Source organism: Pseudomonadota bacterium (assembly GCA_026388275.1).
Classification (GTDB): Bacteria; Desulfobacterota; Syntrophorhabdia; order Syntrophorhabdales; family Syntrophorhabdaceae; genus JAPLKB01.
Genome location: JAPLKB010000029.1, coordinates 17,916 through 42,108, shown reverse-complemented (window position 1 = coordinate 42,108; position 24,193 = coordinate 17,916). Strand labels below are relative to the sequence as shown.

General features: G+C 42.4%; 20 protein-coding genes and 1 other RNA gene. 12 read left to right on the top strand and 9 right to left on the bottom strand.

The annotated features are described in order from the left end of the window. Positions 1-139: 139 nt before the first annotated feature. Both NT010_08120 and NT010_08115 read left to right on the top strand, forming a co-directional pair. On the top strand, positions 140-346 hold the full coding sequence (locus tag NT010_08120; protein ID MCX5806017.1) for a hypothetical protein: 207 nt from the start codon (positions 140-142) through the stop codon (positions 344-346). A gap of 66 nt (positions 347-412) precedes the next feature. Beyond that, positions 413-1,006 carry a hypothetical protein gene (locus tag NT010_08115; GenBank protein MCX5806016.1) on the top strand — a complete coding sequence of 198 codons (594 nt, stop codon included), beginning with the start codon at positions 413-415 and terminating at the stop codon, positions 1,004-1,006. Positions 1,007-1,052: 46 nt separating this feature from the next. Here the strand turns inward: NT010_08115 and NT010_08110 are convergent, their stop codons facing one another. The 9 genes from NT010_08110 to NT010_08070 all read right to left on the bottom strand — a co-directional run bounded on the left by NT010_08110 (position 1,053) and on the right by NT010_08070 (position 13,526). Further along, positions 1,053-1,283: a hypothetical protein gene (locus tag NT010_08110; protein ID MCX5806015.1), complete on the bottom strand. Its 231-nt coding sequence runs from the start codon at positions 1,281-1,283 to the stop codon at positions 1,053-1,055. Between the two features lie 2 nt (positions 1,284-1,285). Further along, on the bottom strand, positions 1,286-1,906 hold the full coding sequence (locus tag NT010_08105; protein ID MCX5806014.1) for a hypothetical protein: 621 nt from the start codon (positions 1,904-1,906) through the stop codon (positions 1,286-1,288). 572 nt (positions 1,907-2,478) lie between these two features. Continuing rightward, positions 2,479-4,287 (bottom strand): fibronectin type III domain-containing protein, encoded by a 1,809-nt coding sequence (locus NT010_08100; GenBank protein MCX5806013.1) that lies wholly within the window; start codon positions 4,285-4,287, stop codon positions 2,479-2,481. Positions 4,288-4,305: 18 nt separating this feature from the next. Next, entirely contained in the window at positions 4,306-6,378 is a 2,073-nt protein-coding gene (locus NT010_08095) for a TonB-dependent receptor plug domain-containing protein (GenBank protein ID MCX5806012.1), read from the bottom strand. Positions 6,379-6,781: 403 nt separating this feature from the next. Then, the gene (locus tag NT010_08090) at positions 6,782-7,549 is read right to left on the bottom strand and encodes a PilZ domain-containing protein (GenBank protein MCX5806011.1); all 768 of its coding nucleotides are present in this window, start codon (positions 7,547-7,549) and stop codon (positions 6,782-6,784) included. 118 nt (positions 7,550-7,667) lie between these two features. Continuing rightward, a complete protein-coding gene (locus NT010_08085; protein MCX5806010.1) occupies positions 7,668-8,936 on the bottom strand; it encodes a sugar phosphate nucleotidyltransferase in 1,269 nt (422 codons plus the stop codon). Then, positions 8,933-10,168 carry a sugar phosphate nucleotidyltransferase gene (locus NT010_08080; protein ID MCX5806009.1) on the bottom strand — a complete coding sequence of 412 codons (1,236 nt, stop codon included), beginning with the start codon at positions 10,166-10,168 and terminating at the stop codon, positions 8,933-8,935. Before NT010_08080 ends, NT010_08085 begins: the two co-directional genes overlap by 4 nt. A gap of 326 nt (positions 10,169-10,494) precedes the next feature. Next, a complete protein-coding gene (locus tag NT010_08075; protein ID MCX5806008.1) occupies positions 10,495-10,740 on the bottom strand; it encodes a lipopolysaccharide assembly protein LapA domain-containing protein in 246 nt (81 codons plus the stop codon). 356 nt (positions 10,741-11,096) lie between these two features. Further along, positions 11,097-13,526 carry a PAS domain S-box protein gene (locus tag NT010_08070; GenBank protein ID MCX5806007.1) on the bottom strand — a complete coding sequence of 810 codons (2,430 nt, stop codon included), beginning with the start codon at positions 13,524-13,526 and terminating at the stop codon, positions 11,097-11,099. A 467-nt stretch (positions 13,527-13,993) separates the two neighbouring features. On the opposite strand from NT010_08070, the gene aspS reads away from it, so the two are divergent. The 10 genes from aspS (at position 13,994) to rny (ending at position 24,192) form a co-directional block, all read left to right on the top strand. Beyond that, the gene (gene aspS, locus NT010_08065; GenBank protein MCX5806006.1) at positions 13,994-15,739 is read left to right on the top strand and encodes an aspartate--tRNA ligase; all 1,746 of its coding nucleotides are present in this window, start codon (positions 13,994-13,996) and stop codon (positions 15,737-15,739) included. Between the two features lie 42 nt (positions 15,740-15,781). After that, complete coding sequence (locus NT010_08060; protein MCX5806005.1) at positions 15,782-17,590, top strand: histone-lysine N-methyltransferase; 1,809 nt, start codon at positions 15,782-15,784, stop codon at positions 17,588-17,590. Between the two features lie 4 nt (positions 17,591-17,594). After that, positions 17,595-18,896, top strand: a complete 1,302-nt coding sequence (locus tag NT010_08055) for a 3-isopropylmalate dehydratase large subunit (protein MCX5806004.1) — start codon at positions 17,595-17,597, stop codon at positions 18,894-18,896. Positions 18,897-18,898: 2 nt separating this feature from the next. Then, positions 18,899-19,393 carry a 3-isopropylmalate dehydratase small subunit gene (locus NT010_08050; GenBank protein MCX5806003.1) on the top strand — a complete coding sequence of 165 codons (495 nt, stop codon included), beginning with the start codon at positions 18,899-18,901 and terminating at the stop codon, positions 19,391-19,393. 56 nt (positions 19,394-19,449) lie between these two features. Then, positions 19,450-20,592, top strand: a complete 1,143-nt coding sequence (icd, locus tag NT010_08045) for an NADP-dependent isocitrate dehydrogenase (GenBank protein MCX5806002.1) — start codon at positions 19,450-19,452, stop codon at positions 20,590-20,592. An 86-nt stretch (positions 20,593-20,678) separates the two neighbouring features. Then, positions 20,679-21,798, top strand: a protein-coding gene (prfB, locus tag NT010_08040) for a peptide chain release factor 2 (protein ID MCX5806001.1) whose coding sequence is annotated in 2 segments (ribosomal slippage) — positions 20,679-20,747 and positions 20,749-21,798 — 1,119 coding nt in all. Because the reading frame shifts where the segments join, the coding sequence is not laid out codon by codon here. 6 nt (positions 21,799-21,804) lie between these two features. Next, entirely contained in the window at positions 21,805-22,038 is a 234-nt protein-coding gene (locus NT010_08035) for a hypothetical protein (protein ID MCX5806000.1), read from the top strand. 8 nt (positions 22,039-22,046) lie between these two features. Then, the gene (locus tag NT010_08030; GenBank protein ID MCX5805999.1) at positions 22,047-22,307 is read left to right on the top strand and encodes a cell division protein ZapA; all 261 of its coding nucleotides are present in this window, start codon (positions 22,047-22,049) and stop codon (positions 22,305-22,307) included. Then, positions 22,308-22,486, top strand: a non-coding RNA gene (ssrS, locus tag NT010_08025) — 6S RNA. A 152-nt stretch (positions 22,487-22,638) separates the two neighbouring features. Then, a complete protein-coding gene (rny, locus tag NT010_08020) occupies positions 22,639-24,192 on the top strand; it encodes a ribonuclease Y (protein ID MCX5805998.1) in 1,554 nt (517 codons plus the stop codon). Position 24,193 lies beyond the last annotated feature (1 nt).

Sequence of the window (24,193 nt, the reverse complement as noted above, 5' to 3'; positions counted from 1 at the left end):
ATAATTAGTCTGAAGATTGATTAAAAGCAGACTCTTACAAAGTAAGGGGTATTGTCAAAAGTTACATGATAAATTGGTATGAAGATTAAGCAAAGGCAAGCCTCTACAAAGATAAATTAGGGGGAGGTAGAAAATAGAAATGAAAATAAAGAAACTCACCCCCTTCTTTATTCCGGATTCACATAAGTGTATATGTGAATCCGGGTTGAGTGGTCAGCGGCATGGCAGCAATGTCTCAGATGTGGATGAGATGCAAGCCTTGCAGGCCGTAGGCGTACTGAACGTACGTCGGAGGGCGCAAGGTGAAACATATCGCCGCAGATGGACATTACAATCATGCCGATGACCGACCAAGAGAAAAGGCGTACAACAAAACTGCTCAAGAAAAAGACATCCTGAAGGAGGATAAAAAATGGATAATAATAAAAAGAATGAACAGAAGAAAGAATCACGGATGAACCGGTGGGACCGGTATTTCTTCGAGAGATTCAGTCTGAAGGATGCCATATTTCTTGGTTTTTGCGCTGTCTTCATCGTCATAACGCGGGCAGGGTTGAGGCTTCATCTTAATATTCCCGGCCATGCCATGTTCTTTATGTGTTTTTTTCTCCTTCTTGCCGCCGCCTGTGTTCCGAGGATGTGGTCTGCAACTATTGTGGGTGTGGTAACAGGCATTGTGGCGGTCCTGCTCGGGATGGGAAAGGGTGGTCCTCTCATGATAATGAGGTTCATTCTGCCTGCAGTCATCATCGATTGTTCCCGTCTCATCTATCCACGTTTGACCACAAACTTCGTGGCCTGTGCTCTGGTGGCTGTTATTGCAGCAGCAAGCCGATTTGTGACAATCGTGGTTCCCGATTTGATAGCCGGGGCAGAATGGAGCGTTATCATAGGACATGCAATAGTGACGACACTCATGGGTATGGGTTTTGGAGGGATCGGCGGCCTCATGGTTCCTGCCATCGTGCGCCGGCTTAAAGCTCACCACCTGATCGCTGAGAGTTAAGCACGGGCGGGAGATGGCACACAAGTTGTGAAAGAAGCCCCTATCCTTACCTGTGGAATAGCAGCAGACCCTTCATGCACTCGAATCCGTCTGCGAGCCACCGGCGGTACCGGCAGTTGAAACAAGTCCTTGCACCGTCACAATAATCCTCATCATCATCGTCTATGGAATATGCCGGGCATTTTGCGGCAATTTCCGAGGCAGCAAGGATGTCTTCATCATCTTCGACAGCGCCGCAAAAACGGATATTGCCGGATTCTTCTATTATCTGGCGCATTGTTAGTAGTTCCTGAAGATCTTTTTGCCGGACGCTTTCCATGCCGGTCCTGAAATATCTTCGGAAGGAACTACAAGTAGAACGGCCTTTTCGTTCAAGAGCACCCGCTTTACCCACTCTCCTACATGAACATCCTCGCTGTCATTGAGCACTACTCCATCAAGGGTAGTCACAACATCAATCCCGAAATCGAGGATATGTCTCACAGTTGCCGTTCCGTTCGGGGAGGGAATGCGTAATTTGCCCTTGAACCTGCCGTCGTTGCCGGTGAGGCGGAGACCTGCACCGGCGAGGGCGCCTATCACACCCTGGCCCGTGCCGCCATGTTCAGAAAGATGTATACCGAGAGCGGCAGCCGTATCATAAGCCTCTTCCTTGGAGATGACCACTTTTTTTGCCTTTCGTCCGTAGTCCATGAGCACTTCCGGTTGTTTCAGCAGTTCCGGTGTGAGAATGCAGAGCCCGGGATCTGATCCGGGAGCGCTTTCTGCGGCAAGAGCCGAGCAGCAGTAGTCCGTTACGGCTTCGAGCATATGTTCGGGAATCTCAGCGGTGAAACACATGGAGCTGTTGTGGGACGTATAGGGAATGTCGGGATGGACGAGAAGCTGGTGCCGCGTCACCGGTCCGCACTTGCCCCAGCCCTTTGCCGTAATGCCCTCACATAGTAGCTCTGCAATATCACCGGTCCCACGGCTCTCGATATTGTCCGTGTCGTCGATGGAAATCAGTATTTTCATGCTATCCTCCTGATGGTTATATTCGGTATTGTTCGTTTATTTATTAAGCATTTTCCATTTTGTTCTCTTGGTCGGTCAGCGGCATGTCGGGGATTTTGATCTGCGGCGGTCTGCTTCGCCTTGCGATCCTCCGACGTTTGCCACCCACGTGACAGGTGGCTGCTTTCTATATAATTGGCTGCTCGTGGGTACCCGGCTAAAACAGTTTTTTAACATTTAATCCTGGCCTCCAGCCTGCAAATCTCACAGCCCATCCACATCTGCAAAATCCCCGACATGCCGCCGCCCACTCAACACGGATTCACATATACGCTATGTGAATCCGGAAAATAAAATATATTTTTCTTAATTTTTAATCCTATTTTCTTCTTCTCCCTGATATTTACCTGTAAAAGTTTGTCTATATTCATTCTATACACCAAATTTTCATTAAACTTTTGACAACACCGTTATATTCACTTCAATCCTATTAACATGGTGTACCCGAAAGCATCTGTTCTGGTCATCACGATAAGGTCTTTGTTGTACGAGATCGTTGCATGCTCGTTGTAGTAGGTTGTGGCCATGGGAATTTTCTGTACGCCTGCACCGCTTTGCACCCCATTTGAAATCCCGTTCCACCAGGTCCAGACAGAGGAGTAAGCCAGACCGGTGATGGGATTATAATAGCGTGAGTGTGCGTCAACAGCGCCTGTATTGGGTGTAACGAAGTTTGCGAAGGTGGAAAAGGTTTCTCCGCTGCTTCCCGTATCCGGGTAGTAGGCAAGGGTGAAAGTCTCCGGGTTTACCAATAACAAATTGCTGTCAGTATAAAGGGGGAAGGCCGTCACTCCCGAAAGTGCAACCTGCATCTTTCCGTATGCCCAGGATGCCCGTGCAATACCTCCGCCATCATAAGCAGCTCCTATTTTGTGAAACTTATAGCTCCCGCTTGCGTCGTTCAGGGTATAGGTTGGTAGCGACTGGTCTGTTGGAATGAAATTCAACTGCAGAATTCTCATGTAAAACTGACCTGGGATAGTTGTGATGGCGCCTGTGCTTGCGGGTCCCGCGGGAATGTCGTTTTTCGTGGAAACCCCCACAATTACGGTCTTGTCGTCGGTAAATCTGCCGGTGAAAATCACGTTGTGAGACCCGTCCTTTACGGCAGCGAAGCTGTCGTATTCCTTCACCATCCCGTCCGGCTGCACCCCGAAGCAGGTCACTTTCCACAGCACATCATACATCGGCCCTGATTTGTATGCCGGAGTGCTGAAATCCCAATAGATGATATCCTTTATACTGCCACTCCCGCTTGGGAAGAGGGCGGATACGGGCGGGCTCCAGAATTGTCCCTTTTGCCCCACCCTTGCATTGCTGTATTCCCACTGGATACTGCTCCCGCTGTTGAGAGCGTCATATGAAAACTGGGTCGGGCCGTTCCCCGCCAATGTAGGATAATGGGGATTCTGGCCGGAGCCGGTACCGGATATATCCCAAATGTCATAATCACTGGCAGCTCTCTTCTTCTGGAATATTGTGATAGCTTTCGAACCATCCACTATGGAATATGTCCATGTCCCGGCTAACATGTTCTTCCTGGACCCCATGGAGCCGTGAAAACCTGTCCAGGCGCCGGCTCCCGACATGTTCAGTGTGAGGGAGTCCTGCACTGTAAGTTTTAAATCCGGAGGCAGGGCCACCGGTGTGGTACTGTCATCGGCGGGGTTGTAATGAGTGCTGTCCAGGAACTCGGTGAATGAGGCATTGCCGCTGCCGTCAATAACCAGGGTTCCCCGTTCCCACTTTGCAGTCGGACCGGTGACAAGGGTATGAAAATACCATGTACCGGTCAGATCGGCCTGGGAGATAGGGGCCGGTGTCGATAGCACCTGTGTTGATGCAGAGCCCTCCCCGTCGTGATTCTGGGCCGTTACCATAAAGTAGTAGGTTGTGTTGTTCGTCAGCCCCTGAATTACATAGGAGTTGCTCGTAACATTCAATCTGATAGAATTTGCCTTGGTTACCTGTCCGCCAGTGGGTATTGCAGTGTAATAAATGTTGTAGGACGTTGCCACATATTCAGAAGTCCAGTTTAAGGTAACTACCTGGTCGCCCGCAGATGCCTTCAAGCCCGTAACCTGTGAAGGGATGCCAGGACTAAACCGGAAAGGATCTCCGCTGAAGGCATCACCGCCGCCGCCCCCGCCCGAACAACCGTTCAGCAATAATGCCATGACAAGGCACAAGAGCAGAAGCATCTCTTTGCGCCATTGGATTTTCAAAACAATTTCTCCATCATATTAAAGGTCGAACCTGTATTCAATGCCGCCATAAACGTACCTGCCTGGTCGTGGAATGCCATAAGTGTCTTCATAATTATTATTCATGATGTTATCTGCTCCGACGTATATTGTGAACCTGTTCTTGAACAACTTCTGGCTCAGCCTACAGTTAATCACGGCGTAATCGGCCATCTTGGCTCTCATAACGGTGATATACTGCTGTTTTGAATAAACGTAGGAGTCTGCTACATAGACCAGTGAGACGAAAGGGATCAAACCGAAGGCGAACTCGTATTTACCGGTGAAAACAAACTTGTATTTGGGAACATACTGCACTTCGATCCTGTCGGGGAGAGAGTAGTCCCGGGACTGATTCAGCGTATATTGCACTTTTAACTGAAGCTCTTTGATGAAGTTGGTTTCCAGAGATGTTTCGAAGCCGTAGAAGCGGTATTGGGAAAAATTAAAGTTGTAGGGCGCAAACCCCTGCTGTGGTGTTATGTTCTGTTTCATGGCTATAAAGTTGAATATATCGCTGTGGAACCCATTGATCTTAAAGGAACTCCTCCAGGGCAGCTTCTGCTCCACACCGAATTGATAATGGTTAGCCTTCTCAGTCAACAGTCTGGTGTTGTTGGTATTTCTTAAATACAACTGACTTATGCTCGGAAAGTGGATATTCCTCATAAAGGCAGCTTTGAGTTTCGTTGCCTTGAAGATATCATAATAAATGCTCGTGGAGTAACTGTAATCATCGAGTCTTTTGTCTTCCCGCAACTGCCAGTGGCGGCCGTAGCCCACGGCAAAACCCAGTTTCTTCAGGAAGGTGACTTTATATTCGACAGCCGCGGAATAGAGATGGACCACATAATTATCGGAAACAGGGTATAGGATATAAGGGGGGCTGCCGGAGCCGACACCGTGTCCTCCCGAGGCCCCACTTTCCCCACCGCCCGGTTTGACGCCCCCGGTAGCTATCCATTGATCTTGCTCTCCGGAGAAATCAAAGGTAATGGATCCCGCTTTGCCAAAATCGTAGGCCGGCTGTATCGATGCTCCGGTGTTGATCCCTGTGTTTTTCAAATGGTAGGAGTTCGGCATGACGGGATTGTCAAAGGTGCTGTAGGTTTCGTCGTCGTATTGATTGTTGTCCTGGGTCATCTGGTTGTAATAGATCCTGGAACGGATATCCAGAGACTCCGTGGGGTTGTAATTGGCAACAAATTGAAACATGTATCCTTCATAGTTGTCAACCCGGCCGAACCGCGCAGGCGGCGCATAGGGATCGAATTTGTTGTTTATCGCGCTGGCCGGTTTGCCGTACCCTCCCTGGACATAATTACCGGAGACGGCAAGATGGAGAGTGTCGTTGGGAGTGAACCCGAGGTTCATGTAGGCATTGTTTCTGGTATTGTCGCTGTTTATCCGGTATCCGGCCGACTCTTCTAATGTGCCGATGAACGGTTTGGCAACAGGAAAGTAGTCGCGGCGATACATACTGCCGCTTAAGAAGAAGTCATATTTCCCCTTGGCGCCGGATAAACTGCTTTTAGTCAGATATGGAGTGCCCTCACCTGTCTCGTAGCTCAGGGTGCCTTTCAATCCCCGCTTCCCCTTCTTGGAAATGATGTCGATCACGCCGCCAAGAGCTCCCTGACCGTAAAGCACGGAACTTGCTCCGGCAATAACCTTTATTTTGGAAATGCTGTCTACCGGGATAATGGATGGATCGAACTGTCCGTCAAGAGCGGAATTCATGGGTACACCATCCATCAGCACAAGGATATTTCTTGTCTTAAAGCCCCTGATTTCGACGCGTGGTACACCTTCCGCGCCCATTTTAATATTGACGTCCGATAGAAGAACCAGCGCTTCATCGAGGGTTCTGGCACCGGTTTTTTTGATATCTTCGGCATTGATCTCATGTACAGTCTCGCCGGCCTCCATAGGGTTTACAGACGTCACCGTTGTTGGCTCAAGCTGGAAGATGTCTTCGCTCTGGTCTTCCGGTGAGCCCATGGCAAAAAGAGGCTGAACAGGGAGTAACAGAAATATCAAAAGGCTTGCCAATATAAGTAATGTTTGTTTCATTATTATTCCGGTCGTATTCAGTTGTTCCTTTGAAAACTGCCTCACTGAAATTCTATGCAAGTCACGCTATTTCTTCGGGAGTCCCGTGGCTTTTCATCTACCCTCATAAAATGTTTGATTTTAAGAGATTTGTTAAGATAAATCATCATGACCTGCACTGTCAAGAGGAAGTTGGAATATCTGGTAAGAATATGTAATTATTAGGGAGTAAATGGATATCAGGTCCGGAATATTAATCATCCCGCAGGCGGACAGGGTATCAAAGGCAAGACAAGAACATGAACCAATTTCGAAGCAAGCTTGAGGGTATTAAGCTGAAATCAGGACACTACAAGAAAAGTATTGAATATGAGGCCGAAAGTACCGAATCTGAAATCATTGTTAAACTGTAAACCACTAATACTTAAAGTGAATTTACGTACAACATGACTATAATATTGTAATTGAAATACAATCTTTCTTCCAGCTTTTTTATAGCATTTAGATAGGGGATAATACGTTCATCGGAAAAGTTTATTCTAAAAATTTCCACGTATATCTCGGACTCAACTATCGATCTGAGCCTTGCAAGATCTATGAATTTTGGTATATCTGATTCCGATGTCATATAATTTTCAATCTTAATCAATGTGTTTTCAAGTTCTACATGATGCTTACTTACTTTGTTTCTCACGTTATCAAGAAAAAAAGCTTTAAGTTGGGGATACTCCTGTGGTGAATATTCAGTAATCTTTGAAAAATAAGGAATTAGATGACATAGATAGACATAAACCCCTTTTTTTAATAATACCATGTCCTTTATAAGATTGATAAGTGTATTTCCTTTCTGAGTTACAGGCAATGCATAGGGATATGAAATGGACTTAATGCTTTCAACAGATATACCGCATGACTGTATTTCCATGTTTTCGTCCCATTCTATCCATACCACCTTTCCCTGATCGTAGAATGTTTTATCTATTTCATAAGGGAGATGAAAATTTATAATATCACCTTTTTTAATCTGTTCACGATTTACAACCCACCTGGGAATTGCTATTTTTAAGCCGTTTTTGCTAAGATCGATAAGGAGATATTCAAAACAGAGATGGTCCTCATCTTTTGAACCTATAAACGGAAGGTTTAAAGAATCAACTATTTTACGTACTTCTTTGCGTCGTTCTTCTACCATTATTTATAACCAATACAAATTTTTACTCTAAAAAATACAGACTTTCAATAAAAACATCAAAAAAACATTTTAAAATTAATAAAGTTGCTTAAGAAACAATAAGAGTCAATCAGGTTTATTAATTGGTTTCCGTTTTTTGAAGATTTTCCCCGTCTGCAACGTGTAATGTGCAAAAATCAGTTTCATCAACCATCGAATATATAACGCAGTTAGTGCCGATTGTTAGATTTTCTGGAATGATGGAATATTTTCCTATAAGTGTGAGCCCCGTATTGATATGGTCTGGAAAAAGTCGATTGATAACCGTAGAATCACCCACACCTATTTGAGATTTTCTCCCGATAAGCACTTTTTTATCTATGATGCTCCGTTCTATATGAGATTCTTCTTTAATGACTGTGTCATGCATAACAACTGAATCTTTTACTGAGGCACCTTGCTCGACAATTACCCCCGGAGAGAGAATGCAGTTTTCCACTTTGCCGTAAATTATGCAACCAGGTGATATTACAGAGTTTATTGTGCGGCCTGTTTTTGTAACTTTTATTGGGGGGCGGTCGTAAAAAATTCCTTTTGTACTCAAATTTGACATAATTTTCCATGCTTCGGGAGAGAGCCCTGTTGAAGTGTCAAGGATGTCCATATTGGCATCCCAATAAGCCTGAACAGTTCCCACATCACGCCAATAGCCATCAAAGGGATATGCGAAAACATTGCCTTCCTGCAATGCATTGGGGATGATATGGTATCCGAAATCCACTTCTTTTGTTGCTTCGAGAAGCTCAATCAGATAATCCCTGTCGAAGACGTATATTCCCATTGAGGCAAGGTTTGATTTTGCCTGTGGGGATTTCTCTTCCCACTCTATTATGCGATGCTGTTCGTTTATTAAGCCTGTACCGAATTGATTAGTTTCTTCCCAGGGCACCTCTATCATACTTATAGTAACCTTTGCTCTGTGATCGTGATGAAATTGAAGCAGCGACCGATAATCCATATGATATATATGATCCCCGGAGAGAACGAGAACATTATTGAAATTTCCTGAGTTGAAAAAATCCATATTTTGACGAACTGCATCAGCTGTGCCTCTATACCAATCCCATTCCTTTTCCCCTGTTTTTGGGGGTAGTATTTTTGTACTCCGGGAACGTCCTGAAAGATCCCAGGATGAACCGTTGCCAATATGGCCCATAAGCGAGAGAGGCTTGTACTGAGTGAGTACCGCAACATCTGCAAGGCGTGAGTTTGATATATTGCTGAGTGTGAAATCAATAATTCTGTATATGCCGCCAAAGGGAACAGCGGGCTTTGCCCGATGGCTTACGAGGATATTCAATCTGCTTCCTACTCCGCCGGCTAAAAGCAATACAGCGGTATCATTCATTTAATAATTTCTCCTGTGGAATAAAAACTTTTTGTAAATTTTCCAGGTCCAAGATTCGGATATATTGTTACACCCGATGAAATCCTTGTTTCTCTTGCTATACGCGTTCCCATCCCTATTACGGTGAGTTCCTCGGAGGAGTTTTCTCCTATATGTGCATTTGTTCCGACAGTTACATCCTCATCAATTATTGTTTTTATTACCTTTGCATTTTGTTTGATGACAGTATTGGAAAAAAGTATGGAGTCTTCCACTACCGCATTACTATCTACTTTAGCGCCCGGGAAGAGTATTGAACGGATTACCTTGCCTTTAATCCGACATCCGGAATAAAACATGGAGTCCTCAACTATTGCGTCGGGGCCTATCAAGGCGGGCTGACGATCACGAATATGGAAATTGGAAAGGTTTGTACATATATGCCAGGATGCAATATTAATCCCGGGGAGATCACCCAGAAGATCCATGCTTGTTTGCCAATACTCATCGAGTGTGCGGGTATATCCCCAATAGCCGTGATGTTTATATCCGAACACCTTATAATTATTAGCCAGTAAAAAAGGAATAATATCCTTGCCGAATTCATGTGAATCCTCAGATGCATTTGCTTTCAGAGCTTCAAAAAGTGTATAGGGGGTAAACACATAGATAGTTAATGAAGCCCAGTCAAAGGGTATTTTGTCGCTTTTTTCCGTATACTGCAGAACCCTCCCGCCCCTTGAATCTCCTTCTTCAATTGCAGCCGTGCCAAAACGATGAGCACCTTTTCTTGGCACTTTTGCAAAGGCTATGGTAAGATCGGCACCCTTCTCCAGATGAAATCCTATTATTTTTCTGTAATCCATTTTGTATATATGGTCCCCTGATAGTACAATGATAAGACCAGGCTTATGGATGCTTAGAAAATCAAGATTCTGGTATACTGCATCGGCAGTGCCCTTGTACCAGTCAGATGTGCCCATGCCTTTAAACGGCGGGAGAATGGTTACAAATCTGTCTCGGCCGTTCATATCCCATGGTTCCCCATTTTGCATATGCTCCATCAGGTAAAGAGGTTTATACTGAGACAATATTCCTACCTTCTCAATGCCTGAATACATCAGATTGCTCATTGGAAAATCGATGATGCGATAAAGTCCGCCGTAAGGCATTGCAGATTTTGGTCTGAAAAAGGTGAGTACTCCCAGATCATCTACTCTTGCGCCTGCCAGTATCATTGCTATGGTATCCAAAAAAGACTCCTTTTACTCAATTCAAAAACTTATAAATCAAGCTACACTTTTATTCTATCGCCTTCTCCGTATATAGTCAATTGCACTGTTTAAATTCAAATCATTTAACTAAATTTTTCTATTTGACACATAATTCTTGTATTGAAAGGGTATTTAAAATCAATAGATTCCTCAAAGCTCTGCTTCAGGGCAACCGCATTCCCTCGCCCCTTGTGGGAGAGGGCAGGGTGAGGGGGAATAAACATGTTTCCCATTCCTCTGATACCTTGCAGCTTTGCTGCGGGGGAGGTTTATTGCAAACAGGATTTTTATGAGTTTTTTATACATCAATCCTTTTTTATGTTTCCACTTTCTTTGTTGTTTGTATGGATTAGTTTATATCTTGATCTTTGGAAAGAGAATGCAATTATACCACCTATGATGAAACCGATCAGCACAGAAAGAAATACTATTATTGCAAGAGATGCCTCAAATTTCCAGAAAATAAAGGAGACTGCAACAGGTGCAGCATTTTGAATTGAAAAGATGGTCACCAGCAATAGAATTATTATAACAACTATCGATATCATCATTCATCCCTCCCTGGAATAACGATCAGATTCGTTATAATTTCTCCCGGCATATTATTGCCGATAAATTATTTTCAATTAGTACCTTTCTCATCCTATTATCTTTGTGCTATTTTTTCAACACATAAACATGTTTGCGGCTATAAAACATTAAAAATTATATTTATACAAAAACCATGACCTGGCTCCCAGCTTTATTGCCCCGCCGGGTCAATACCCCGAAGCTTGCTTCGAAATGGTTCCATATTCTTGCCTTTGATACCCCGTCCGCTTGCGGCGGGGTGATCCATTTCTTTAATAGAAGTGGCATTTTTAACAATGATCGGAAAATAGAGCTGTTGACTTATTTGATACATTGCTTATGAATCCAATATTCCCCGGACCAGCCTGGAAATTTGAGTCATGTCGAATGGCTTCTGGATAAACCCGTGACATCCTTTATCCATAATCTGCTGTGCCTGACTGTTCAAACTGTAGCCGCTGCTGAGGATTATCTTTGTCTGGGGGTTCACTTCCCTGATACGGTCAAAGGTTTCATTTCCTGAGAGCCCCGGCATGATCATATCGAGGACAACAAGATCAATTTTGTCTTTCTTTTCTTTATAGAGCCTGATTGCTTCCTCTCCGTTTTTCACTGCATATACACTGTACCCAAGGGACTCAAGGAATTCTTTGCTCACCACAAGGACATCGGGCTCATCATCGACTATAAGGATTGTCTCTGTGCCTCTCATAATTTCCGGGGCTGCAGATTTCTCTTTTACAACATCCTTATCTGATGCAGGGAAGTAGAGTGCAAATGTAGTTCCCCTGCCGGGTTTGCTGGTGACGTCAATGAAACCGTTATGATTCTTTATAATGCCATAAACCATTGCAAGTCCCAAACCGGTACCCCTGCCGAGCTCTTTTGTGGTAAAGAAGGGTTCAAAGATTCTCTCTTTCATCTTTTTGTCCATGCCTATACCGGTATCGCTGATAGATGTCTGCACATACCTTCCGGGTGCCATCCAATATGGTTTTGCATGATTCTCACCAACAACAATATTCCTGGTTTCAATGGAGAGGTCTCCTCCTTCCGGCATAGCCTGCCAGGCGTTGAGGTAAAGATTGAGGAGTACCTGTTCAATTTGGCCCTGGTCTGCCTCTATAACCCATATGTCCTTTTCGTATTTACAGTGTATGGTAATCTCTTTTTTAGTTCTGCCGAACATGGTGGAGGTCTTTTCAATCAGTTCATTCATGCTGACTGGTTTGACCACATATTTCCCGCCCCTTGCAAAACCAAGAAGCTGGCCGGTGAGGTTTGATGCGTTTTTTATCTGCTCTTCAATACGTTTTAGCTTCTCATAGTGCGGATGATCCGGACTAATGTCCAACATCATGAGTGAAGCATACCCCTGAATGCCCATAAGGAGGTTGTTGAAGTCGTGGGCAATACCTCCTGCAAGGGTACCGATAGCCTCCATCTTCTGGGCGTGCATGAGTTGTGCTTCCAGCCTTTTCTGCTCGGTGATATCCTCACACACCATAATATTGTCGCCGTTCTCCAGTAGCACAGGGATAAAATTGATTACCTTCGTTGATCCGTCTTTGCATATTGTGTTGAAGATCCTTGGCCGCTGCTCTCCATAACCGGCAGTATTCAGATCATCTAACCATACCGATATGACGTTGTGCCGGTATGTTTCATCAGGATATGCCTTTTTGAACCATGTTTTCCCGTCAGGTATGTCACTAAGGTCGTAGCCGAATATGGCCCGGTATTTTGGGTTGATATAAAGAAATTGTCCATTTTTATCGATTAAAGCCATCCCGAGAGGTGCATTTTCAGTAAGGATGGCGAACTTCTGTCTCTCATATCTTAGTTGGTCTTCTGCCTGTTTACGTTTAGTTATATCCTCTACGGTGCCTTCAAAGTAACGGATGTTCCCGGCATCATCACGGACTGCCTGGACATTCATGGACGTCCAGATTTTATCCCCGTTCTTCTTGTACATCTCGGCTTCAAAATTCTCAATCCCTTCTTTGTCTTTGAGAAGATGCATATACTCTTTTCTTTTTTCAGGGTTGACGTATATTTGAGCTCCGATATCGGAGACGTTCATCATCTCTTCGGGAGAGTCATATCCGTGGATACGGGCCGATGCAGGATTTACGCTTATAAAACGTCCTTCAGGTGTGCTCTGGAAGATGCCTTCAACGGCGTTTTCGAAGATGGAACGGTATTTTGCTTCGCTTTCACGAAGCGATGCCTCTACAGTCATCAGGCTCGTTATATCATCGAGGGTCTCAATGCCGGCTATAATATTTCCTGATGAATCTCTCACAACTGCTGCGGTAAAGCGAAGCCATACCCCTCCCCTCATGTGCGGGAAGTAATCTGTTGTCTCATATGTTCCCTCAATGAGTCTTGATTTATTGAACATGCCGTACCATTGGGAAACCTCATCTTCTTTAGAGCCCTTGATGACCAGGTCTACGAGACAGGGCCTTGATTCCTTGTAAAAGGCTTTCCAGTAATCGGAGCGGCCCAAAATGCTATTTGCCTTAATACCGCTATATATCTCAAGGGCTTTATTCCAAAGAATGATGTTATGATCTTTATCTATGGCAAATTGGGGAATTGCAGACCCTTCTGCAATCGCTGCCAATCTCTCCTTGCTCTCTCGCAGCGCCTCTCGCGCCTGTTTATGCTCTAATTCTGATTGTTCAAGCTCTTTGATTCTCTGTTTTAAGACTGATATCTCTTGGATCAATGTTGAATCTGTGCTTGATAGATCTTTCATCATGTCCTCGTGGTGATAAATAGTGCGAAAATGTATCAATAATATATTCAGGAGATTATCGAATATTCATCGAGGTGTCAAATACTAATTCATATAAAAATAAAATGACAACATATATAAACTTCCGGGCTTGTATTGATTTTTTATATGGGTACTATGCATACGTAAAGATTTGAGCAGAGGTCACTATTACCAATCGAAACATTGTATGATGCTTATTTGTGAAAAACTTGATTGCAGGAAGAAGCTTATGCCGCAAGCAAAAACTACGCAGAGTGCTTTTCAGGAGGAAAGATTTTTCTCAAGTACGCAAAAATCTGATGAACAGAAAGTCAAACGTTCCAATAACGGCTAATGACAATCATGAATAATGACCAATACCCAATTAAAGGAATTGCTCATTATTCCAGGTAGCCCTTGATTTACTTCATTTAAACCTATATAATTATGGATATTTAACGGAGGTTAACGTGAGAGATACTTTATGTGGTTTAGTAAAAAAGGAAGATATTGGAAAAACACTCTGCCTGACTGGATGGGTATATAGAAGGAGAGACCACGGTGGTCTTATTTTCGTTGATTTGAGGGATGTAACCGGAGCTGTGCAGGTTGTCTTTTCGCCAGATATTTCTGCTGATGCCCACCAGAGGGTGGGGAATATTAAGCAGGAATATGTTATCAGCGTTAAAGGTAGGGTTGCAGCAAGGCCTAAGGAGACTGAGAACCCGAATATTCCCACCGGAACTATCGAAGTTCTGGCAGATACTTTTGAGATATTAAATACCTGCAAGCCGTTGCCCTTTCAGCTTGATGATGAAGAAACAAGCGAATCCCTTAGGCTAAAGTACCGGTATCTGGATATGAGACGGCCTGAGATCCAGAAGATATTTATCGACAGGAGTCGTGCATATAAAGTTACAAGAGATTATTTTGTATTGAATGGCTTTCATGAGTTCGAGACGCCATTTTTTACAAAGAGCACGCCTGAGGGCGCCAGGGATTTTATTGTGCCGAGCCGCCTGAACCAGGGTATGTTCTATGCTTTACCCCAGTCTCCTCAGCTTTACAAGCAGATATTGATGATAGCCGGATTTGACAGGTATTTCCAGATAGCAAGATGTTTCAGGGATGAGGATCTGCGGGCAGACAGACAGCCTGAGTTTACCCAGATTGATGTTGAAATGAGCTTTGTAGATGTAGATGACGTGATCAAAATGGGGGAGGGGCTGATTAGCGACCTTTATGAAGCCTTGAGGGGCGAGTCGATAGAAACCCCGTTTATGAGGATGAAATATGACGAAGCTATGAATCTCTATGGATCAGATAAGCCTGATTTACGGTTTGAACTAACCATGGTAAATTTGACCGATATTTTTGAAAATACCGAATTCGGAGTTTTTAAGAAGACCATAGAAAATAATGGTGAAATTAAAGCTCTTGTGCTTAAAAGCAAGACACTTTCAAGAAAAGATCTCGATACCGCTGTTGATGTTGCAAAAGAGTTAGGGGCAGGCGGTCTTATCTGGATTCGCAAGGAAAATAATGCATTACAGTCACCGACAGTCAAATATCTGAGTGAGATCGAAAAAACAGCCATGATTGAAAGGCTGGGCGCTGAGAATGGTGATGTTGTTTTCATTATGAGTGATAAGCGAGATAAAGTGAATGAGCTTATGGGTAGGTTCAGGCTCTATCTTGGCGAGAAATATGGATTAATACGCAAGGATGAATTCAAGTTTTTGTGGGTGGTAGACTTCCCGCTTCTTGAGTATAGCGAAGAAGAGAAGAGGTATGTAGCACGACATCATCCCTTTACATCTCCACAAGGGAAGATAAAAGACTTTGAAGGTAACTACGATTCCATTAAAGCAAAGGCATATGACCTTGTTCTAAATGGTGTAGAACTTGGCGGAGGTAGTATAAGGATTTTCAGGACAGATGAACAGATGGAAATGTTTAAGCTCCTCGGCATTAATGAAGATGAAGCATCTGAGAAATTTGGATTTTTGCTTGAAGCTCTTGAGATGGGTGCACCCCCGCACGGCGGCATAGCTTTTGGTTTTGACAGGATAATTATGATGTTTTTAAAACTTGACAGCATAAGAGAGGTTATACCTTTCCCGAAAACCCAGAAGGGAACATGCCCGCTTACAGGTGCCCCATCAAGGGTTGGGCAAAGACAATTAAGCGAACTGAAGATAAAGGTAACGGCATAATCAACATAAAAGGTATAAGGGGTCAAATTTCAGGAGGTTCCTTTGAAAAAGAAGAAAGGCTTTATATTTAAAAACATCGTCGGAAAAACAAAATACCCTTTAATAGATGTTGAAGCTCCTGAGCTTTTCAGAGATGTCTTTCCTTATACAGAGATGTGCAAAGTAAAATTTGACCATAAGATTGAACTTATTGACCCTCCTGATGAAATATATATTACAGATACGACATTCAGGGACGGTCAGCAGTCCAGACCACCTTTTACAGCAAAGCAGATTGAAGAGCTTTTTGACTTATTGCACCGGCTTGGCGGTACAAATGGTGTAATAAGGCAATGCGAATTTTTCTTATACAGTGAAAAAGATAAAGATGCTGTTGTGAGATGTCTTGATAAGGGTTACCGCTATCCGGAAATCACCGGTTGGATAAGGGCTGTTAAGGAGGATTTGCAACTTGTAAAAGATCTTGGATTGAAAGAAACCGGTATACTTACCAGTGCCTCTGATTACCATATATTTATGAAATTAAAAAAGACGCGCTCACAGGTTTTTAAAGATTATGTAAAGATTGTTGAAAACACTCTCGAGAACGGTATAATCCCGAGATGCCATTTTGAGGATATTACCAGGGCTGACATATACGGTTTCTGCGTTCCCTTTGCCCAGGCACTTATGAGCATGTCGGAAGAGGCTAAAATACCGGTAAAAATAAGACTATGCGATACATTGGGGATTGGCATCACATACCCCGGGTCTGCGCTTCCGAGATCTATGGGAAAGATAATAAGGGCTATGATAGATGATGCAGGTGTCCCATCAGAGTATCTTGAGTGGCACGGTCATAATGATTTCAACAAAGTTATTATAAACAGTGTTAGCGCATGGCTTTATGGTTGTGCCTATGTAAACGGAACACTTCTCGGTATAGGAGAGAGGACAGGGAATGCGCCCATAGAAGGGCTTATAATGGAGTATACCTCTCTCACAGGCGAAGAGAATGGTGTGGATACAAAGGTAATTACAGAAATCAAGAACTATTTTGAAAAAGAGCTGGGTTACCATATACCACGAACTCAACCTTTAGTTGGACTTGATTTTAATGCTACATCAGCCGGTGTACATATAGACGGCATTTTAAAAAATGAAGAAATATATACATCTTTTGATACGAAAAAGCTTCTTGACAGACCAATAACCGTTAATATAACAGATAAGTCGGGTCTTGCCGGAATTGCGCACTGGATAAACTCGCGTTTTGCACTGGTCGGGAAAGAACGGGTAGAAAAAACACATCCTGGGGTGGCTAAAGTTAATAAACGGATAATCAAGCAGTATGAAGAGGGAAGGATAACCGCAATATCCGATGATGAAATGGAACATGCTGTGAGAAGGTATATGCCAGAGATATTTGTATCTGAATTCGAGCTGTTGAAGAAGAAAGCCCACGATATGGCGGCAGATTTGATGGAAAAATATATTGAAGATGTTGCTATTAAAAGTATGGTGCCGGAACAGCAGGAGCAGGCCTTAAAGAATATTGTTGAAGAATATCCTTTCATACAGTTTGCATATACTGTCAACAGTGAAGGCATTAAAATTACGAGAAATATCACACAGGCTGTTGATAAAGCCAAATATCACAGAATAGGTTTGCACGAGGATTTTTCAGACAGGGACTGGTTCATAAACCCTATGAAAACAGGAAAAATCAGTGTGACAGATATATATTCATCAAGGATTACCGGCGCACTTTGTGTTACCGTATCAGGGCCGATCAGAGATGAATTAGGAGATATAATCGGCATTTTGGGTCTTGATATCAAGTTTGAAGATTTGACTAAAGCCGGGGAGTAAACACGTGGGTAAGACGATTGTAGAAAAGATATTGAGCATGAATACAGGAATAGACTTAAGACAGGGAGATTATGCAGTCGTGAATGTTGACAGAATACTCCTTCAGGATGGCACTGCACCACTTGCTATTAAAAAGTTTAAGGAGATGGGTTTTAAAAAACTTTTTGACGGCAGCAAAATTAACTTTTTCATTGACCACTCATCACCAAGTTCAAGGATGGAGCTTTCCAATGACCATATAATGATAAAAAAATTTGCGCAAATATATGGGGCCAATGTGTATGAGGTTGGTGACGGCATATGCCATCAAATAATGATGGAACAAACATTATCCCCGGCCGAAGTGCTTCTTGGTGCAGATTCACATACATGTACCGGGGGTGCCCTCGGTGCCTTTTCCACCGGCATGGGTTCAACAGATATTGCTGTTGCAATGGGACTGGGGAAGAGCTGGCTCAGGATTCCTGAAACCATTAAATTTGATATTGATGGCGAATTCCCTTCAGGTGTTTTTACAAAGGATTTAATTCTTAAAATTATCGGCATGATTGGTGCTGACGGTGCTACATATAAATCAATGGAGTTTACAGGAGAAACATTGTTCCATCTTGATGTGGAAGAAAGAATGACCGTTGCCAATATGGCCGTAGAAGCCGGTGCCAAATGCGGGCTCTTTCCATCGGATATTATGACATTCCTTTTTCTTAAGAAAATGAGAAGAGAAAAGCAGTATATTGAAATTCTGCCCGATGATAATGCTCATTATGAAAAAATAATAGAAATTAATTTAGAACATCTTATGCCTATGGTAAGCCTTCCGCATGAGGTTGATAATGCAAAAAGCATCGAAGATAATGGGGTAAACGAAATAAATGTCAACCAGGTATTTATAGGCTCATGTACAAACGGGAGAATAGAGGACCTTCGTATAGCATCATTTATTTTAAAAGGAAGAAAAAAACATAAAGATGTTAGACTTCTGGTGTGCCCTGCGTCGAAAATGATTTACTATCAGGCTTTACAGGAAGGCATACTCACAAGTCTTTTTGAGGCTGGTGCAACAATTTTACCACCGGGATGCGGACCCTGTATAGGTCTTCATCAGGGTGTACTGGGTGATGGAGAAGTTTGTGTTTCAACTTCAAACAGAAATTTTTTGGGAAGGATGGGAAACCCAAATTCAGGTATAGTACTTGCCTCACCAGCCACTGCGGCGGCAAGTGCATTAAAAGGAAGACTCACGGACCCCAGAGAGGTTTTTGATGATTTCAAAAGGAAGACATATGGACCTGGTGGAGGCTTTTAATGATTTTAAAAGGAAAGGTGTGGAAATTTGGAGATAATATTTCTACCGACCATATAATTCCAGGTAGATTTTACCATTTAAGATCAAATCTTGAAGAATTAAAAAAGCATGTTTTTGACGATGTTGTGTCTGAATTTTATAAAAAGGTGAACAAGGGTGATATTGTTGTGGGCGGAAAGAATTTCGGCCTTGGCTCAAGCAGAGAGCATGCGCCGTTAATTATAAAAATGGCAGGTATCGATGCCATAGTTGCTCATTCATTTGCGAGGATATTTTACAGAAATGCCATTAATGTTGGGCTTGCAGCAATAATATGTGATGTCGACGATATAAAAGAGGGATCTATACTTGAGATTGATATGGATGAAGGCATAATATTTGATAGAGTGAATGGCATTCATAAAAAATTTCCCAGACTTCCATCGATAATGAGAGATATTTTAAATGAAGGCGGCCTTGATTACTATATTAAAAAGCACGGGAAGCTGGTGGTCTAATAGACAGAGTAGACTTCTCAATTGTTCATTAAGAATACTTATGGAGAGTTAATAGTTTGAGCGAAAAAATAATAATTCCCTATATTTCAGGAGATGGTGCCGGTGAAGATATCTGGAAAGCGTCAAAGGAGGTGCTGGAAGAGGCAATCATAAAGGCATACGGTGGTGAAAAGAAGATAGAATGGATAGAAACCTTTGCAGGGCTGAAGGCTTTTGAAAAAACAGGATCATTAATTCCTGATGAGACCCTGGAAATCATAAAGCAGCACCGGACAGCTATAAAAGGTCCTCTGACGACGCCTGTTGGGGGAGGATTCAGAAGTCTAAATGTCTATTTAAGACAGGTTTTCGATCTTTATGTTTGTCTAAGGCCTGTCAGGTATTTCAAGGGTCTGCCGAGCCCTTTGAAAATGCCGGAGAAGGTTGATATCATTATCTTTAGAGAAAATACAGAGGATATTTATAGAGGTATAGAATGGAAGGAAGGTTCAGAAGAAGCAAATATTTTTATAAAGTTTTTAAAGGAAAAGATGAATGTAGTACTGCCGGATGATGCCGGAATAGGAGTCAAACCGATAAGCAAAGACAAAACAATAAGATTCACGAAATGGGTTATTAATTATGCCATTAAAAACAGAAGAAAGATGATTACTGTTGTCCATAAAGGCAACATTATGAAGTATACGGAAGGTGCTTTTAGAGAATGGGCATATGATGCCGCAAAGGAGTTCGAAGATTATATTACCTTTGATACAGCGAACGACAAGATATCTTTCAACGACAGGATAGCTGATAATATGTTTATGCAGGTGATAATGAAGCCTGAAGATTATGATATTTTATTATGTCCTAATCTTAACGGGGATTACCTTTCTGATGCCTGCGCAGCGCTGATTGGAGGGCTTGGTGTTGCTCCAGGCGCTAACATCGGTGATGATGTGGCAATTTTTGAACCGACGCATGGGAGTGCCCCGAAATATGCAGGTAAGGATTTGGTTAACCCTGCCTCTTTTTTGCTTTCAGGATCAATGATGTTTGAATATATGGGTCTTGATGAAGCAGCGGAAATGCTGAGAAAGGCAATAGAGGAGACAATAAGGAATGGGATTATGACCTATGATCTTGCGCGTCAGACAGAAGGGGTAAAGCCGGTTAAGTGTTCAGTGTTTGGGGGAGAAGTATTAAAAAGAATAAAATAGAATATAGCAAGCGTAAAAGAAAAATATTGATCATATAAGTTGTATTTGACCTATATTAGTTCCTTTTCAGATGATAGGAGATTATTATGTTAGAAGATACAAAAAACAAAATAGATACATTAGTAGAAAGAATCAACAACCTAAGGGGTTATCTTTGACCTCCCTGCTGTAAATAATCAGATTGCACAGCTTGATAAAGAAATTTCAAAAGAGAGTTTCTGGGATGATCAGGAAAATGCCCAGAAAATATTAAAGGAAAGAGCGAGACACCAGGAAGAACTTGATCGATGGGAAGGACTGGAAAAAGAGCTTGAAGAGATACTTATATTAAGTGAGATAGTAAGAGAAACTGAAGACCCGAAAGACATGGATGAATTGTTTAAAAGGGTCGAATATCTTGATGGGTTGTTAAGCAAATATGAGATCAAGAGAATGCTTGGAGGTGAAAATGATAAGGAAAATGCAATTGTTTATATAAATGCCGGCGCCGGCGGCACAGAAGCACAGGACTGGGTTGAGATGCTGCTTAGAATGTATCTCAAGTGGGCTGAAAAAGAAAAGTTTGAAACAGAGGTAGTTGACCTTCTTCAGGGTGAAGAAGCAGGTGTAAAGAATGTAACTTTCCTTGTAAGAGGTTCGTATGCATACGGGTATTTGAAGTGTGAAAGCGGAATTCACCGACTGGTCAGGGTTTCGCCTTTTGACGCAAATAACAGGAGACATACATCTTTTGCATCTGTATATGCATATCCCGAACTGCCGGACAATATAGCGGTTGATATTAATGACGAAGATCTGAAAATAGATACATTCCGATCAAGTGGCCCTGGAGGGCAGCATGTTAATAGAACCGAATCTGCTATAAGGATTACCCATGTCCCCTCTGGTATTGTTGTTCAGTGTCAGAATGAGCGCTCTCAGCACAAGAATAAGGCAATAGCAATGGCTATATTGAAATCAAGGCTGTATGAGCTTGAGAAGAAAAAGCAAGAAGAGAAGATGGATACCTTAAACAAGGAAAAGAAAGACATTGCCTGGGGCAGCCAGATCCGTTCGTATGTCCTGCATCCATATAAGCTTGTTAAAGATCACAGAACAAAAATTGAAGAGCATAATGCGGATGCAGTACTTGATGGAGGGATTGAACCCTTTATTAAGGCCTGCCTTTTATTCTTGACTTTCGAGCAGAAAAAGGAGGATAATTGACAAGATATGGAAATATTAGGCGATAACAAATTAGACGAACTTGAAGGGAAAATTGAGAAGTTAGTAATAAGTTATAAGGCTGTAAAAGAGGAAAAAGATAAGTTAATTGTTAAAATTAAGGCTTTGGAAGCACAAAATGTGGAACTGAAGGAAAAAGCTGAAGGTTCAAAGAGTGAAAAGGAACTGATAGCAAGTAAAATTTCAAAGATATTAGAGAAGATAGACAAGGCAGAGGCTTGAAAAAGTAAATGGAAAAAAAGGTTGAAGTCAATATATTAAATCAACCATTTACATTTATTGGCGAGGACGAAGATAGGATAAGGAGAGCAGCACAAGATGTAGATGAAAGACTAAACCGTATTGTTAATGATTACGGGATAGTAAACACAATGAACGCAATTATGATGGCAATGATGGAACTGACAGATGAAATTTTTGAGATAAGGGCGCATGCCGAAAGGTTCGAGGGGAGGACCTTGAGTCTTTTGAAAAGGGTTGAAGAATTATGAAATTCCCTGCGGTGTACGTGATAGATGGTGGACTTTGAGCCAACACCTCTTTTATGGGAACTTCCTCTTGTTGCGGTGTGCATGCTTGCCTTTGAGCAAGAAGCCTGATGCAACAAAAAAGTGCCCACTTAACCGAGAGGTTCAAGATATACTGTTTACACGGCACTCGCGGGGGCTTTTTTAGGTTAGTTGCTGAGGAAATTGAGTTTTAAATATAAATAACTTTATGTTACTCGGAGGTAAAATAATTTCATTGCAGCAGTAATATAAGGTACTCTTTTCCCTCAACATACTGGCCCCTAATGTATTTATATATTTATGAGGGGGCAATTTGAACAATATAGCGATAAATATTATTATAGCCATAGTTGCTCTGTTTGCAGGTTTTGTGCTTGCCAGATTTATTCAGAAACGAAAGATTGGTGAGTACGAGAAGATAGGCAGAAAAATACTGGAAGATGCAAAGAAGGAAGCCGATGTTCTTATCAGAGAGGCATCTATCCAGGCTAAAGATGCTGCAATTCAATCAAAAAATGAGTTTGAACAAGAAATAAAAACTAGAAAAGTTGAGCTTCAGAATATTGAAAGACGGCTTTCCCAAAAAGAATCAAATCTTGATAAAAAAATCGAATTAATCGACAAAAAAGAAGATGAATTATCAAAGAAGGACAAAGAAGCAACAAACAAGCATTCTCAACTTGACAGTAAAATCCGGGAATATGAAACTCTCTTGTTAAGTGAAAGGGAAAAGCTCGAAAAAATATCAGGATTAACTGCAGAGGAAGCGAAGAAAATCCTCATGGAGTTAATGGAAGATAATGCAAAGTACGAAGCTCTGAAGATATGCAAAAAGATTGAAGAAGATGCGAGAGAACGTGCTGACAAAAAAGCAAAAGAAATTATCGCACAGTCTATTCAGAGATATGCAGGTGATTATGTCGGGGAAGATGCTGTGTCAACCGTTCCTCTTCCAAATGAGGAGATGAAGGGCAGGATTATAGGAAGGGAAGGAAGGAATATAAGAGCGTTAGAGGCAGCAACAGGTGTCGATATTATTATTGATGATACCCCTGAAGCTGTTATTCTCTCATGTTTTAACCCTATAAGGCGGGAAGTTGCACGGATAGCCATTGAAAGGTTGATAAGCGACGGGAGGATTCACCCCGCAAGAATTGAAGAGATAGTGTCGAAAGTTGCAGAGGAAATGGAAGAGAAGATAAAAGAGGCTGGTGAGCAGGCTATATTCGATCTGGGAATTCATAATGTGCATCCTGAGCTTGTAAGGCTTCTGGGACGCTTGAAATACAGAAGCAGCTATGCTCAGAATATATATCAACATTCGCTTGAAGTTGCATTTATATGTGGAATCATTGCATCCGAATTAAGAATTAATATCAAAGAAGCAAAGAGAGCAGGACTTTTGCATGATATAGGGAAGGCAGTTGACCATGAAGTCGAAGGTTCACATGCTTCACTTGGTGCTGATCTTGCCAAGAAGCATGGCGAAAGCGATATAATTGTCCATGCAATCCTTGCGCATCATGAAGATGTTCCAGCTTCGGGTATTCTTGACGTGATAGTCCAGGCAGCCGATGCTCTATCCGGCGCTAGACCGGGCGCGAGAAGGGAAATGCTCGAAACATATATTAAAAGGCTTGACGAACTTGAACGTATTTCCAACAGTTTTCCTGGTGTTGAGAAATCCTATGCTATTCAAGCCGGCCGAGAAATACGGATAATTGTAAGCAGCGAGAAGATAAACGACGAGCAAACATATTTGTTGTCAAGGGATATTGCAAAGAAGATAGAAACGGACCTTTCCTATCCTGGACAGATTAAGATAGTGGTAATCAGAGAAACAAGGGCCGTTGAGTATGCAAAATGAA